Origin of the sequence: Agrobacterium genomosp. 2 str. CFBP 5494, assembly GCF_900013495.1 — a bacterium.
Classification (GTDB): Bacteria; Pseudomonadota; Alphaproteobacteria; order Rhizobiales; family Rhizobiaceae; genus Agrobacterium; species Agrobacterium pusense.
The window spans coordinates 939732-954661 of the sequence record NZ_LT009719.1 but is presented as its reverse complement, the minus strand read 5'-3'; the positions used below and the strand labels follow the sequence as shown (position 1 = coordinate 954661).

Here is a 14930-nt window from a genome sequence, read left to right as displayed (position 1 = left end):
TGACTAGGGTCGTTCGATACGCCGCGTGAATTTCGTCCAGATCGACAGCAATAAGATCGTGACACCGCCGGTCGCTATACCGATTACCGCCTGAATAAACGCGGTGGCCAGCCAATTTGTCACGGAGGGGACAATCACCAGGGTTTGTTCTATCCTTGATGCGACTGTTTCGATCAGATGTTCAGGCTGATGCCATCCGATCCCAGCGAGGCTGTGTACGATAATGCTTCCGCCTACCCAGAGCATCGCCGCCGTTCCGACGATTGCCAATGCCTTGAGAAGAAACGGTACACCTTTGACCAGGCCGGCACCGACCGTTCTTGACAAGGGTCCACCGGACTTCGTCAGGTGCAATCCGACGTCATCTGCTTTGACGATGAGCGCGACCACGCCATAAACGGCTGCGGTGAGCAGGATGCCAACCGCCGCCAGGACCCCTGCCTGGGTATAGATGCCGGAGGAGGAGACACCAGCGAGTGTCAGCGCCATGATCTCGGCCGAGAGGATAAAGTCGGTACGAATCGCGCCTGCGACCTTGCGGTTTTCCAGATCTGTTGCATCAAGCGCCGCGTTGTCGTCCGGACCGTGTTCCGGGGCATGAGCGAAAAATGCCTCATGTAGCTTCTCCGCGCCTTCGTAGCTCAAGTATATGCCACCGATCATCAGGAGCGGTGTGATGAGCCAGGGAGCGAAATATCCGAGGACGAGAGCGATGGGCAGGAGGAAGATCAGCTTGTTTTTAAGCGATCCAAGCGCAATTTTGCCAATGATCGGCAGTTCACGCGCGGGAGTCAGACCGACGACGTAGGCCGGCGTGACGGCGGTGTCGTCGATCACGACACCTGCCGCCTTCACACTGGCTTTGGCAGTCTGGGTTGCGACGTCGTCGAGGGACGCGGAGGCAGCCTTAGCTATCGCTGCCACGTCGTCAAACAATGCGATCAATCCGGTAGCCAATTTAACTCCTGAACAGGTTCAGCGTTGTCCGTGATTTGGGGCCGTTGCACAGAATGGAGAGTAAAGGTTGCTCGATATATCACAGCCATCCTGTCCTCTTGAACCGGTAATAAAGTATCGCGCAAAGGGTGATGATTACGGCGATCACGACATAATAGCCGTATTCCGATTTCAGTTCCGGCATGTGCTCGAAGTTCATTCCATAAATGCCGGCGATCGCCGTTGGGACAGCCAGGATCGCGGCCCAGGCTGCAAGCTGGCGGGTGATCATGCCTTGGCGCTGCTGTTCAAGCAGGTTCGAGGCCTCGAACACGGAAGTGATAACTTCCCGCAAGCCTGACATCATGAATTCGACGCGCCGTACATGGTCAAGCACGTCCCGAAAATAGGCTTTGGCGTTCTCGTCAATACAGGGCAGCTCCAGATTGGCGAGCTTGCCAGCGACCTCCTCCATCGGGCCCAGAATGCGCTGAAAGCGGATCACCTGCCGTCGCATGCGGAAAAGCCGTCTGATCTGCTCCCGTTCGAGAAATGCAATCAGCATGTGCTTTTCCATCTCAAGCACCTTGTCCTCCAGCGTCTCGACCATCGGCAGATAACCGTCGACGACGAAATCGATGATACCGTGCAGGACATAGTCCGGGCCATGTTCGAGGAGTTGCGGAGACTGTTCGAGATGCTCCCTCAATTCCTTGTGGGAGCGTGCAGAACCATGCCGGACCGAAATCACATGGTGCCGTCCGACGAAAATACAGGTTTCGCCATAGGCAATCTTGTCGCCCTCAAGATGAGCGGTCTTGATGATGACGAAGAGCTGATTGCCGTACACCTCAACTTTCGGCACCTGCCTCCCGTTCAGTGCGTCTTCGACGGCAAGCGGATGCAGGTCAAACATCGACTTCAGGCTCGCCATTTCCTCGACGGTCGGGTCGGTGATACCGATCCAGGCAAACTCGCCGTCCCTCTCGGGGAACGGTCGGCCAGTCAAGGGGAGTTCTTCGGCACGCTTGCCAAGGCGGTAGATGTAGGAAGCTATAACTGTCATGAAAACCGCAGTGAGTTAACCGTCATGATTTGGTATTCTGATATCGTCGTGACAAGATGGAACGGGCGATATCCTATCCGTAGCGAATCTGCACACCAGCGTCATTGGCAGAATCGCCGCGTCACGGCGCGTCCATCGAATGTAAGTTTGCCGTCACTGGAACAGTCCGCGCTGCACACCGTTATAAACCGGCGCTGCAAAGGGTGGCGTTGGAGATGGTTTGCATGAACAGTCGCATTTGCATTATCGGTTCGGGGCCTACCGGAATCTTTTCCCTTCAGCGACTTATTCATTCTCCTTCCCCAATGAGTATTACTGTTTTCGAAGCGGAAATGTTGGCAGGGAAGGGAACGCCCTATCTTCCCGGCTCAAATGATCCTGTCATGCTTTCCAACATTCCGAGCATCGAGATACCGCCGTTGCCGCTGTCACTGGTGGAATGGCTATCTCGCCAGGAAGACGATTACCTTAACCGTTTTGCCATTGTGCGCGATGCCATCAGCGAGCGTGCGTTTTACCCGAGGTTGGTTCTCGGGGATTATTTTCAAGAGCAGTTCAGTGCGCTTGTGGATTATGGAGTCGAGAAAGGTCATCAGATCGATATCCGCCCCGGGCACCGCGTCAGTGATATATCGCTCGACGTCGACCATATCCGAATTTGCGTCGAAAGCCCTGACGGAAAGTTCGACGCGATCTATGACCACGTCGTGATGGCAACGGGCCATAATTGGCCTGATAAGACCGAAGTGCAGCCAGGCTACTTTGCGTCTCCGTGGCCCGCTTCCGCGCTCAAAAGTTCCTGCTATGGAAGGCTTGGGATACTTGGGACGTCGCTCAGCAGTATCGACGCGCTTTTGACCGTCGCGGTATCCTGCGGCTCGTTTGTTTATGACGACACGGGAACAATGAGGTTTCACGCATCCACCGGGCACGAAAACTTCACAGCCGTGATGATGTCCCGCAAGGGACTGTTACCGGAGGCGGATTTCTATTGCCCGCTTCCCTACCGGACACCGAGTGTTTGCACGCAGGAAGCTGTCAATGGAGAAATCGAGATTGGCTCTGCCGGTTTGCTCGACAGGGTTTTCGAGCTCTTCAAGCGGGAAATCGCGACCGCCGATCCTGACTACGCAGCCGAAATAGGGCTAAATTGCCTGACGGCAGACACCTTTGCTGACGCATATTACTCTCGCCGGTCGGGAGTGGATCCGTTTGTCTGGGCAGCAGCAAACCTAGCCGAAGTCGAACGCAACGCGGAGCTGCGGTTCACTGTGCCTTGGCGCTACGCCATACTCATCACACATGAAATCATCGCCAGAGCAATCCCGCACCTGGACACGCGTGACCTAGCGCGGTTCAACCGATCGTTTAAAAGTATATTCATCGATGAATATGCGACCGTACCCCACCTTTCGATCAAGCGTTTGCTTGCGCTTCGAAACGCTGGCAGGTTGGAAATTATCGCGCTGGGAGAAGATTACGCAATAGACACGTGTGGCCTTGCGCGGGGCGCCAGAGTGACCACGGGCGACTCGGAAGAAGTCTTCGAAAGTTTCATCGATGCGACCGGCCAAACGGCGTTATCGGCACGGGACCTCCCGTTTCCTTCGCTCGTGAAGCAGGCGGCTGTCAAACCGGCTGTCACGCGCGTGGCTTCGACTGGATTAATAGCCGATACTACAGGCCACAACTTCAAGAGGACCGGCGGTATCGAGGTCGACGAATGCTATCGTCCACGCGATACCGGCTTGTTATCCAACCGGCTTTATTGCGTGGCGATACCATTCCTGTTGCATAAGAACCCCTTTGTACAGGGTATCACCAGCGCCGCTGAGTTAGGGCAGGCGGCCGCGCAGGCTATCCTCGACGATATTCGGGCGACGACAGCCGACTTGCTGCTCACAGCCTGACATAGCGGACAGAATAGATATGACGGTCACTTTTCGCTCAAAACACGCTATCGGGAAAGTCGCTGAGATCTGGCGTTTCCCGGTAAGTTCGCTTGGTGGAGAACGATGCAAATGCGCCGAAATTGAGCCAGGGGGCATCGTCGGCGACAGGCGTTTTGCGCTGTTCGACAGTGTATCCGGCCTCGCGGCAGCGCCGGAAAAAGACGTTCGATGGCGGCCGGCACTTTTCCTCCGCAGCGCCATTGATGATGGCGGTGTGCGGATCACGTTTCCAACTGGGTGTAATTTCTATATTGAAGATCCTCAATTAGGACTGGAACTTTCGAAGTATTTTGGTTTTGACGTCGGTATCGGAAGTTACATCGATGCTGACCCGCTTGCCCCTTCTCTTCCCACCGTTGAGAACCGATACTCGAGATCGGCACTTCACTTGGTCACCACTTCGTCACTGGCCGAGCTTCAACAAATGTTATCGGATAGTACGGTTGACCGTTTGCGCTTTCGGCCAAATATTCTACTCGAAACCAGTAATGTGACAGGTTTTGCTGAGTTTCAATGGATCGGTAAGGTCATTCGTTTCGGGCTGGCGGAGGTCGAGGTGACAGACCTCACAAAACGGTGCGGAATGATCCTTGCCGCACAGCCTGATCTGCCGGAACAGCCGGAGATTCTCAGAACGGTATTGAGAAAAGCAGGTCGCGCGTTCGGAGTTTACTGCGAACCTGTCAAAATAGGAAATATCGAATCCGGCCAGCGCGCAGAGTTGATTTCCGGCTAGTCATTCCAAAGGTCGATTTCCAGGGATTAAAAGCAGGCCGAAAACCCTATAAATTATGCGGTATTTTACGCCATTTCTTCTCTTCAGTAGCGCGACATTGGCTTTTGGTCATTCCGCCATCGATGGCGTCTTGAACTGGTCGCCCGGCGCAGATGGTACGCCGAGGTTGTTCCGGAGCTTGATGACAAGACTGTCGGGGTTGAGACTTCTCCGAACGCGCGTCCTGTAGTAGAAGAAAAGGCAGCGGTCCGAGAAGGCGAAGTCTCGCAGGCGGAGCCTCCGGCAAGGCAGTTGAACCGCCTTGATGAACTGAGGCAGGAGCGCGAAGACAAGCGCGATCGAGACGACCAGGAACGGTAAGATGAACGGAAAAAGCCTGCTTCACATGTACCACGAGCAGAAATTGGCGGACGAGTTTGCGCGTGATCGCAATCCTGAGGTGCCAGCGATTTTTGTTGCGGTCGCACTGTTCGTTGTAGTGTTCGTGGTGGGTGCAGCGCTCGACACCGCTTGGGTCTACCTACAGCAATGGTATCACGTCGCCACCAGCTAATGGCCGTTCCGATGAGTAATGAAAGCCGGGTTAGCCCGGCTTTCTGATTTTGAACGCACGAGAGCCCTTGATTGCAGACGGACGCCCCTCCTTCGTACAGCTTTACCACGCAAGTCGTGATGCCTCGCGTGGGATCCACAATGATCACAACCGCTTACGTCATCGACGCCAAAGGCCTTTTGGTGACGCAGGCAGGATCCGTCCGTCTCATCCCGTGGACCTCTATTCGGTTCATACACGTTCACGTAACGAGTGGGGTCGGCTCCACCGGTTTTCCCGTCTACAGCGCCCGTTTGCGGATGCTCTTCGCGTCGAGGGAGATATCCTCGCTGCATTGGCAGGGAGAGGCACGTACCGATCAATCAGCCGGCTACGTTCGCTTCATGGAAGAACTTATTCCATTTGCAATCGCCCGTAACCCGCGGATTCGCCTCCGACACGGTGGCGACCCTATGCTCGAGGCAGCGATCCCGACGGTGCTGTTTCTCGTCTCCATGCCATTCTTGGTGATACCGTTCTTGATCGTTAAACCGCTTGGTGCTCTTGTTTCCGGCTTCAAATTTTCCGGGTTGAACAAATTCGGAACCAGGCCCGTAGTTGCTGCGATCATCGCGGGGCTTGGTGTGGCGCTCAACATGCTTCCCTGGTCGACCGGCAAGCAGTTCAAGGTCGACGATCTGCCAACCGCAGAACTTCCGCCGAAATATCGGAAAGCTCGCGTCTCATCTCATGTGGGATGAAAGCGCGGGTAGTTCCATAATAGAGCTTAGCCCGAGGGAGTCTGGAAACGTTCATGCTGACAGCTGCAGTCGGGAGCAATGGACGGTCGGTCGAAAACTGGTTCGCCGATTATCGGTGCTCGTCATTATGGCTTCGGCTCGATGTCACTGCTCAAGCTGTGAAACCAGCGCCTGCATGTTCACACGCAGTCCGTCAGGACCGTAATTGATCCCGACGCCCCCCTTCCCGGGAGGCCCATGCGGATCAGAACATCGGGTGAGGCAGGTCTTATCCGCCACGGGCGTGGGACACCAGCAGGGGCACGACTTCGCGCTCAAGCCGCTCGACAGACCAGCTGTGCACAGGAGCGGATACGACGATGGCTCCCGCCGGACGACCCTCTGGCCCTGGTACCGCAGCGGCAACATTTACCTCGTCGCGGATCGACTGGCGATCCGTGAAAGCCACGCCTCGAACGCTTGCCTCCAGAATCTCTGTGCGGATTTCGTCCTTGTTCGTAACGGTAAAGGGAGTACCGGGCTGGACGGGGCTTTCCGAAAGAATTCTGCCAATCTCTCCAGGTGGCAGCCACGACAGGATCGCCCGACCACCGGAGGATGAAACGGCTGGAAGTCGCCTGCCCGGATAGGCGGTTCTGAAAGCCGGTTGTGGTCGGCTTTGAACATGCAGCAGGTGGATGATTTCCGTGCCATCCAGGATGCAGAAGGAACAACGCAGCCCGCATTCTTCCCGCAGCCTTACAAGCCGAGGCCATACCGACCGGAGCAACGCGTTTCCCATCTGGAAACGATAAAGAAGATCAAGCGCCCGCTCCGAGACATGGAAAGCGCGTTTGGGCTGGTCTTTCTTCAGATAGCCCAGTCCCGCCAGCGTATCTGTAATGCGCTGGACAGTCGGCACCGGAAAACCGGTCTGCTGTGAAAGTTGCGTCAGGGTGAGCAGCGGCGTTTGTGGGTGGAAAAACTGCAATAAATGCAGGCTTTTGGAAACTGCGGTCACCGCGAGCGGATCATTCTCGTCGTCGACCAGCGGCCACAGCGTGCGTGGATTTGGCTCGAGGTTGGCCGGGCGTACCGCCCGTGTCACCATCAACTCCCCCATGCGTGAGACGGTTTCGCAAAGTTGCCCGGTCACCGTGCCTGCTGCCTCTGTGTCTACAGGACCGGAAAGCGAAATCGCAGCAAGCGGCTGGCCGGCTGCATCGCGAAAAGCGGTCGCAATGACTTGGCGGGATCCGCCTTCGACAGTACCGTCAAAGGAAAATCCCATGCTGCGCTCAGAGGCTATCCGCTCGCGCAGCAAACCCGCGTCGCCTGTCCATGTTGCCAGAAATGTATCGAGTGTTGTCGCATCCATAAGAGACAACAGCGCCCGGCCTGGCGCGGTCTCGGCAAGTGCGACGCGGCTGCCAACCGGGGCAAGTGCCAGGGATGCGGCGGGTGAGGGGACCCGGGCCAGCGTAACGGCGGTCTTGCCGTCGAGGAGCCAGAGGTCGGTGCTGAGGCCGGTGCGTGCATTCAGTTCGACGACCAGCGGCATCACGAGATCGATCAACTCGTTGCTATAAAGATAGACATGTGCGGGATAACACGCCCGGTGCCCGAGAGAAAGGACACCGCTCAGTGCGTCGCGTTCAAGCCAATGGGATTTGACAAGTGTATGAACCAGACGCTGGGCGCTGGACCGGTTCATCGCGCCTCGCCTCGCAACATCGGCAATTCTCAGTTCAGGCGTTTCCGGCCCGAACATCTCAAGAACGGCAAATGCCTTCTCCAGCGCGGCAATACGGGCCCGGTGATCGAACCCTTCTGAGGGTTTGGTAAAATTCATTTTGCGACGCAGCAAGATCGTTGACAAGGCTTTCAACGAACCTATAATCGATAGTCGAGAATAGCAATCGCATCGCGGTAAAATAATCCTAAGGGGAACGCCTTGCACTCTATGCCAATCGGAATGACGTCATAGTCAGCTATGCCCACATGCTCGCCATGTGACGGTAAGCTGAACCTTGCAAGCCTGTCGCGTTGCGGTCTCACAGCCGCAGTTGCGCAAGATATTGCAGTCGTATGTTTCGCCGCACCTTTGCGGCGGTACAAGTGCTCTTCGCTGCGCAAACTTTGAGGGATCGCAGCGACATTATCGAAAACGGTCCGGATCGGAAGGGTGCCGTGCGCTTGCGTGCGGGCCAATGCCCGCGCGTTTCGGTCGCTACCTGCCAAACAAAAAAGGGAACAGCGAAATCATGCACGCTCAGTTGACCAGAAAAGCAAGCCGGGCAAGAAGCGGGCTCGTTGCGGCGATCATCGCCCTTTCAGCCTGTGTTGCGGGCTTTGGAACGGATGCCTCGGCCACAACAATGATGGCCGTACCGCATTCTGGCCTGCGTATTCTCGATCCGATCATCACGACCGCTCATATCGTGCGCAATCACGGCTACATGATCTATGACACGCTGCTGGCGCTTGATGCCGATTTCAAACCGCAGCCCCAGATGGCTGACTACACTGTTTCGGATGACAAGCTGACCTATACATTCACGCTGCGCGACGGTCTGAAATGGCACGACGGCACACCTGTGACAGCAGAAGACTGCATTGCCTCGCTTCAGCGCTGGGGCAAGCGGGATACTTCCGGTCAGATCCTCTTCGACAAGACAGAAAGCCTGACGGCTACGGACGACAGGACCTTTGTTTTCAAGCTGAAGGAACCCTTCGGCTTCTTACCCAACGTTCTGGCCAAGCCGTCTTCGGTCGTGCCGTTCATGATGCCGAAACGTATTGCCGCAACCCCGGCCGATACCGCCATTACCGAATTTGTCGGTTCCGGCCCCTTCAGGTTCGTCACGGCCGAGTACCAGCCGGGCGTCAAGGCGGTCTATGAAAAATTCACCGATTACGCACCGCGCAACGAGCCTGCGAGCTGGCTGGCCGGCGGAAAGGTGGTCAAGGTCGACCGTGTGGAATGGTTGAGCATGCCCGATGCCCAGACCGCAATCAACGCTATCCAGTCCGGGGAGATCGACTATATCGAAGCTCCGCCGGTTGATCTTCTACCACTTGTCGAGAGCAATGACGAACTGACCGTCAAGACGCTAAACACGCTTGGCTCGCAGACCATGGGCCGCATGAATTTCCTCTACCCGCCATTCGATAACAAGAAGATCCGCCAGGCTGCTCTCAAAGCGATGAACCAGAAGGATGTTCTCGACGCGCTGATCGGCAATCCGGACTACTACACCATCTGCGGCTCCGTCTTCGGCTGCGGCACGCCGCTTGAAGCACTGGCCGGTTCGGAAAGCCTGACCGGCGCGGGCGATATGGAAAGCGCAAAGGCACTCCTTAAGGAGGCCGGTTACGACGGAACTCCCGTTGTCATCCTTCAGCCAACCGACGTCGTGACCGTCAAGGCCCAGCCCGTCGTGGCGGCGGCTGCGCTGCGGGCTGCGGGCTTCAACGTCGAACTTCAGCCCATGGACTGGCAGACGCTCGTCACTCGCCGCGCCTCGCAGAAGCCGGTGGCTGAGGGTGGCTGGAACATGTTCTTCACCAACTGGATTGTGCCGGAAATCATGACGCCGCTTAACAATCCGATGTTGAACGGTCGCGGCGCCAAGGGATTTTTTGGCTGGCAGACAGACGAGAAGCTGGAAGCGTTGCGCGCCAAATACATCGCCGCGGCGACAGCTGAAGAGCAGAAGGCTGCGGCCGCCGAGCTTCAGGCCCATGCCATGGACGAGGTCAGCTACGTTCCACTTGGCCAGTACAAGAACCCCTCCGTGTGGCGCAACCAGCTTTCCGGCTTCCTGGAATCGCCGGTTCCCGTGTTCTGGAACATCGAGAAAACAGAAGACTGAGCCTCGTGGAAGAACATGGCGGCATCCTGCGGATGCCGCTGCCCTGCCTGCCCAACCGACGTGAGGATGCTTATGCTCGCCTATACGTTCCGCCGAATTCTGGCCTCCGTTCCGGTAATGATCACGGTCGCCGTCTTCGTTTTTCTCCTGCTGCGCATAACGCCCGGCGATCCGGCCGCCATCATCGCCGGCGACATGGCCACGCCAGAGCAGCTTGAGAAAATCCGCGCTGCCCTCGGCCTCGACAAACCAATCGTCGTGCAATTCGTCTCGTGGTTCTGGTTGCTTCTCCAGGGCGACCTTGGCGTGTCGCTGATTTCCAATACGCCAGTCACTGCGATGATCGGCAAGCACATCGAACCGACCGTGAGCCTTGCGCTCGTCACGATCGTCCTGTCGGTGCTGATTGCCGTTCCACTTGGGGTCATCGCTGCGTGGCGCCACGGCACGTGGATCGACTATGCCGTCATGACGGTGTCGGTCGTCGGCTTCTCCGTGCCGGTTTTCGTGATCGGCTATATCCTCATCCAGGTCTTCGCCATCGACCTCAAATGGTTTCCGGTGCAGGGCTTCCGGAGCATCACCAAGGGCGTCGGTCCTTTCGCGGAACGCGCCATTTTGCCGGCCCTCACACTTGCTTCCATTTATATCGCGCTGATCGCCCGCATGACACGCGCCTCCGTGCTCGAAGTGCTGGGCGAGGATTATGTGCGAACCGCCCGCGCAAAAGGGCTGAAGGAAAATACCGTCCTGTTCCGCCACGCGCTGCGCAATGCCGCGGTTCCTGTGCTCACCATTATCGGCACCGGCTTTGCGCTGCTTATTTCCGGCGTCGTGGTAACGGAGAGCGTATTCAACATTCCCGGCATTGGAAGGCTCACGGTCGATGCCATTCTTGCCCGCGATTACCCTGTCATTCAGGGCATGATCCTGCTGACAAGCGGCATCTATGTGATGGTCAATCTCCTCATCGACCTCTCCTACTCCTTCTTCGATCCGAGGATACGGTACTGATGGCCAATTCCACGCTTTTTGGTGCCGCCATGCGGCTGCCCGTTTTCGCCGGCAGAAAAAAACGCGGACAAGCTGTCCTCGTCCCTGCCATCGCGCTTGCAATTCTTATCCTGATCATTCTCATGGCTGTTCTCGCGCCATGGCTTGCTCCGCATGATCCCGTGGCCATGACGCCCTCTGCCCGCCTCAAGCCCGCCAGCGATATTTACCCGCTCGGTTCCGATGCCTACGGACGGGACCTGCTGTCGCGTGTGCTCTACGGGGCTCGCATCTCCCTTTTTATTGGTATCGGAGCGACTGTCATCTCGGTGGCTGTCGGACTGGGGATTGGCCTGGTCTCGGGCTTCTTTCGGTTCCTCGACGCCGTGGTCATGCGGATCATGGACGCACTGATGGCAATTCCAAGCCTGCTGCTCGCCATCGCCGTGGTTTCGCTCACCGGGGCAAATATCTGGACCGTCATGTTCGCCATTACTGTCCCGGAAATTCCTCGTGTGGTGCGTCTTGTTCGCTCGGTGGTGCTGACTGCACGCGAAGAGCCCTACGTCGAGGCCGCGATCGCTGCCGGTTCGGGCCTTCCGAAAATCCTCTGGCGGCATCTGATGCCGAATACCCTGGCGCCGCTCATCGTGCAGGCCACCTATGTCTGCGCCTCGGCGATCCTTACAGAAGCGATCCTGTCTTTCCTCGGGGCTGGTGTCTCCACGGAAATACCGACATGGGGAAATATCATGGCCGAGGGACGCGCCTATTTCCAGATCAATCCGCAACTGATCTTCTGGCCAGGTCTGGTGCTCTCGCTCTGCATTCTATCCATCAACCTTCTCGGTGATACGGCGCGCGATCTGCTCGATCCGCGCATGAAGAAAAGGGAGGCCGCGAAATGACGGCTGTTGCATTCGATCCCGCCACCGCGTCCGAAGTATTGCGCGTCGAGAACCTCGTCATCCGCCTGACCGGAGACGATGACAGCGTGCCGGTCCTCAACGGCATTTCGATCACCATCCGAGCCGGAGAAACTGTGTGCCTTGTGGGCGAGAGCGGTTCTGGCAAATCGGTGACCTCGCTCGCTACGATGGGGCTCCTGCCGCGAAATTCTCTTGAACCTGCAGGGGGTACAATCCTCTTTGAAGGTGAAGACCTCCTCAAGGCCGACGCCGGTCGCATGCGGGCACTGCGCTCGAAAAATATTGCCATGATTTTCCAGGAGCCGATGACAGCACTCAACCCGGTGCTGACGGTTGGCAGGCAGATTTGCGAGGTGCTTCAGGAGCACACGACGCTTTCAGCAAGAGAGCAGAAGATCGCCGTTCTTGAGATGATGCGGGAAGTGCATCTGCCCGATGTCGAGCGGATATTCGCAGCCTATCCCCATCAGCTCTCGGGTGGACAGCGCCAGCGTATCATGATCGCCATGGCCTTGATCCTCAAACCCAGACTGCTGATCGCCGACGAACCGACCACGGCCCTTGATGTGACGACCCAGAAGCAGATCCTCAAGCTCATCAATGAACTTCAGGAAAAGCAGGGTACCGCCGTTCTCTTTATAACCCACGACATGGGCGTAGTGGCCGAGATTGCAGACACCGTCTACGTCATGAACCGTGGCAATCTCGTCGAGAGTGGTCCGGTCGACACGATTTTAAGAGCGCCGGAAATGGACTACACCCGCACGCTTCTTTCTTCCGTGCCAAGCCTTCAACCGCGCGAGCCGCGCCCCGCGCTCTCGGACGAGGTCGTGCTCTCGGCCTCGGAGCTTGAGAAGGTGTATGGCAAAAAAGGCTTTTTCGGAAAAACCGCGGCCGGAACAAAAGCCGCGACGGATGTGTCCTTCACACTGAAGAAGGGTCGTACTCTCGGTATCGTCGGTGAAAGCGGCTCTGGCAAGTCGACCGTCGCTCGCTGTATCATGCGGCTGATCGATCCCACCTCCGGCTCGATCCGCATTTCGGGACAGGAAATCGCCGATTTCTCCCGCCGGACCCTGCAGCCATATCGCCAGCATATCCAGATGGTGTTTCAGGATCCCTATCGCTCGCTCAACCCGCGTATCACGGTGGGGGAAAGTATCATTGAAGGGCCAGTAAATTACGGTACGCCGAGGCGGGACGCCCTGAAGCGAGCGCGCGAACTTCTCGCAATCGTCGGCCTGCCCCCGGATGCAGTGGGCCGCTATCCTCACCAGTTCTCAGGCGGCCAGCGCCAGCGCATCGCGATCGCCCGTGCCGTTGCCATGAGCCCGAAGGTTCTCGTGGCCGACGAGGCAGTGTCGGCACTCGACGTATCGGTTCAGGCACAGGTACTCGACCTTCTTGCGGACTTGCAGGAAAAGCTCGGTATTTCCATCCTGTTCATCACGCATGATCTTCGCGTTGCCGCCCAGATATGTGACGACGTGATCGTTATGCAGAAAGGTCGCATTGTGGAATATGCCAGCGGCTACGAAGTGCTCACCAGTCCGGTTCATGCATACACCCGCCAGCTTATCGATGCCGCCCCGGGGCGGCATTGGGATTTCGCCAATTTCCGGCCGCTTGCCCCCGAAGCTGCATAATTTCCAGGAGAATGACCGATGACGTCCCGGCGTGTCGCCTTTGCCGGTTTCATTCATGAGACCAATACATTTGCTCCCACCAAAGCCACTTATGACGCCTTTCTGAAGGGATCCGGCCATCTGCCGCTCTGCCGTGGCGAGGAGATGATCGCTCTCGTCCGGGGCGCCAATACCGGTATCGAGGGCGCGCTCGATTACGCCCGGCAAGCAAACTGGGAAGTTGTTCCTATACTGCGGGCCAGCGCCGTTCCTTCTGCTCATGTTACCGAGGATGCTTTCGAGCGCATTGCCGGTGAGATCGTTGCCGGCATCGTGGCAGCGCTGCCCGTCGACGGAATCTACCTCGATCTTCATGGAGCCATGGTCTGTGAACATCTGGACGATGGCGAGGGCGAACTTCTCGCCCGCATCAAAAGCGCAGTCGGCCACGACATCCCCGTCGCTGTCAGTCTCGACCTGCACGGCAACATAACTAGGCGGTCGGTCGACGACGCCGATGTCATGATCGGCTACCGCACCTATCCGCATGTGGACATGGCCCTGACTGGCAAACGTGCCGCGGGTTTGCTTGACCGCCTGATGGATGGTGAGCGTTTTGCGAAGTCCTATCGTCAGATCGACTATCTGATCCCCATATCGTGGCAATGTACTGAGATGGAGCCGGCGCAATCCATCTACGCCCGCCTCGCAGGACTGGAAGAAGAGAAAACAATTGTCTCGCTCTCCTTCTTTCCCGGCTTCCCGGCTGCCGATTTCAACGATTGCGGTGCGACTGTTCTCTCCTATGGAACGACGCAGGAAGCAGCTGATCTTGCCGCCGACGAGCTGAAGGCCCTGATCGACGCCAGTGAGCCCGCCTTTGCCGGGCGCGTCTACAGCGCTGATGAGGGCGTAAAGGAGGCAATCCGTCTTTCCGCAACCGCCGCAAAGCCTGTCGTGCTTGCGGATACGCAGGACAATCCCGGCGCCGGTGGCGATTCCGATACGACCGGAATGCTGCGGGCTCTCATCGACAACGGTGCACAGAACGCGGCGCTTGGCCTGCTCTATGACCCTGAGGCTGCGCTGGCAGCACAGGCAGCAGGCGTCGGCGCAACGATCCGCATCGCACTCGGTGGAAAATCCGGCATTCCCGGTGACGAGCCGCTTGAGGCCGAGTTCATCGTCGAAGCATTGTCCGACGGGTTGACACGCGTCACCGGTCCCTACTACGGCGACACCCTGATGCGGCTTGGACCTTCAGCGTGCCTCAGGATCGGTGGCGTTCGCGTAGCCGTAGCCTCTCACAAGGTGCAGATGGCCGACCGCGGGCTGTTCCGTTATCTCGGCATCGAGCCGGAAACGTCGAGCATTCTCGTCAACAAGAGCTCGGTGCACTTCCGCGCAGATTTCGAACCGTTTGCCGAGACAATTCTCGTTTGTGCCGCACCCGGTCCAATGGCCGTTGACCCGGCTGCCCTTCCATGGAGGAGGCTTCGCCCGGGCGTCCGCCTCTCCCCTCTCTCTGCCGCCCTCTCCTGATCCG

General features: G+C 57.6%; 12 protein-coding genes. 9 read left to right on the top strand and 3 right to left on the bottom strand.

The annotated features are described in order from the left end of the window. Positions 1 to 3: 3 nt before the first annotated feature. Positions 4 to 957 (bottom strand): DUF808 domain-containing protein, encoded by a 954-nt coding sequence (locus AGR2A_RS19295; protein ID WP_072495002.1) that lies wholly within the window; start codon positions 955 to 957, stop codon positions 4 to 6. Between the two features lie 79 nt (positions 958 to 1036). Beyond that, a complete protein-coding gene (locus tag AGR2A_RS19290; RefSeq protein WP_037090480.1) occupies positions 1037 to 2002 on the bottom strand; it encodes a magnesium and cobalt transport protein CorA in 966 nt (321 codons plus the stop codon). 224 nt (positions 2003 to 2226) lie between these two features. Between AGR2A_RS19290 and AGR2A_RS19285 the strand changes: the two genes are divergently transcribed. The 4 genes from AGR2A_RS19285 (at position 2227) to AGR2A_RS19265 (ending at position 5983) form a co-directional block, all read left to right on the top strand. After that, positions 2227 to 3912 carry an FAD/NAD(P)-binding protein gene (locus AGR2A_RS19285; RefSeq protein WP_037090483.1) on the top strand — a complete coding sequence of 562 codons (1686 nt, stop codon included), beginning with the start codon at positions 2227 to 2229 and terminating at the stop codon, positions 3910 to 3912. 19 nt (positions 3913 to 3931) lie between these two features. Beyond that, positions 3932 to 4690: an MOSC domain-containing protein gene (locus tag AGR2A_RS19280; RefSeq protein ID WP_037090485.1), complete on the top strand. Its 759-nt coding sequence runs from the start codon at positions 3932 to 3934 to the stop codon at positions 4688 to 4690. A 361-nt stretch (positions 4691 to 5051) separates the two neighbouring features. Then, the gene (locus AGR2A_RS19270; protein WP_072495003.1) at positions 5052 to 5243 is read left to right on the top strand and encodes a hypothetical protein; all 192 of its coding nucleotides are present in this window, start codon (positions 5052 to 5054) and stop codon (positions 5241 to 5243) included. Between the two features lie 140 nt (positions 5244 to 5383). Beyond that, complete coding sequence (locus tag AGR2A_RS19265) at positions 5384 to 5983, top strand: hypothetical protein (protein ID WP_072495060.1); 600 nt, start codon at positions 5384 to 5386, stop codon at positions 5981 to 5983. Positions 5984 to 6251: 268 nt separating this feature from the next. Here AGR2A_RS19265 and AGR2A_RS19260 read toward each other — a convergent pair whose 3' ends face one another. After that, positions 6252 to 7814, bottom strand: a complete 1563-nt coding sequence (locus tag AGR2A_RS19260; RefSeq protein WP_072495004.1) for an IclR family transcriptional regulator — start codon at positions 7812 to 7814, stop codon at positions 6252 to 6254. Between the two features lie 412 nt (positions 7815 to 8226). On the opposite strand from AGR2A_RS19260, the gene AGR2A_RS19255 reads away from it, so the two are divergent. The 5 genes from AGR2A_RS19255 (at position 8227) to AGR2A_RS19235 (ending at position 14926) form a co-directional block, all read left to right on the top strand. Next, positions 8227 to 9837, top strand: coding sequence for an ABC transporter substrate-binding protein (locus AGR2A_RS19255; RefSeq protein WP_072495061.1), 1611 nt, complete (start codon positions 8227 to 8229; stop codon positions 9835 to 9837). Between the two features lie 72 nt (positions 9838 to 9909). Then, positions 9910 to 10851 carry an ABC transporter permease gene (locus AGR2A_RS19250; protein WP_004437414.1) on the top strand — a complete coding sequence of 314 codons (942 nt, stop codon included), beginning with the start codon at positions 9910 to 9912 and terminating at the stop codon, positions 10849 to 10851. A 29-nt stretch (positions 10852 to 10880) separates the two neighbouring features. Continuing rightward, complete coding sequence (locus tag AGR2A_RS19245) at positions 10881 to 11738, top strand: ABC transporter permease (protein ID WP_223215483.1); 858 nt, start codon at positions 10881 to 10883, stop codon at positions 11736 to 11738. Next, positions 11735 to 13405, top strand: coding sequence for an ABC transporter ATP-binding protein (locus AGR2A_RS19240; RefSeq protein ID WP_052114198.1), 1671 nt, complete (start codon positions 11735 to 11737; stop codon positions 13403 to 13405). The genes AGR2A_RS19245 and AGR2A_RS19240 overlap by 4 nt, the downstream gene beginning before the upstream one ends. An 18-nt stretch (positions 13406 to 13423) precedes the next feature. Then, positions 13424 to 14926, top strand: a complete 1503-nt coding sequence (locus AGR2A_RS19235; RefSeq protein WP_037090487.1) for a M81 family metallopeptidase — start codon at positions 13424 to 13426, stop codon at positions 14924 to 14926. Positions 14927 to 14930: the final 4 nt, after the last annotated feature.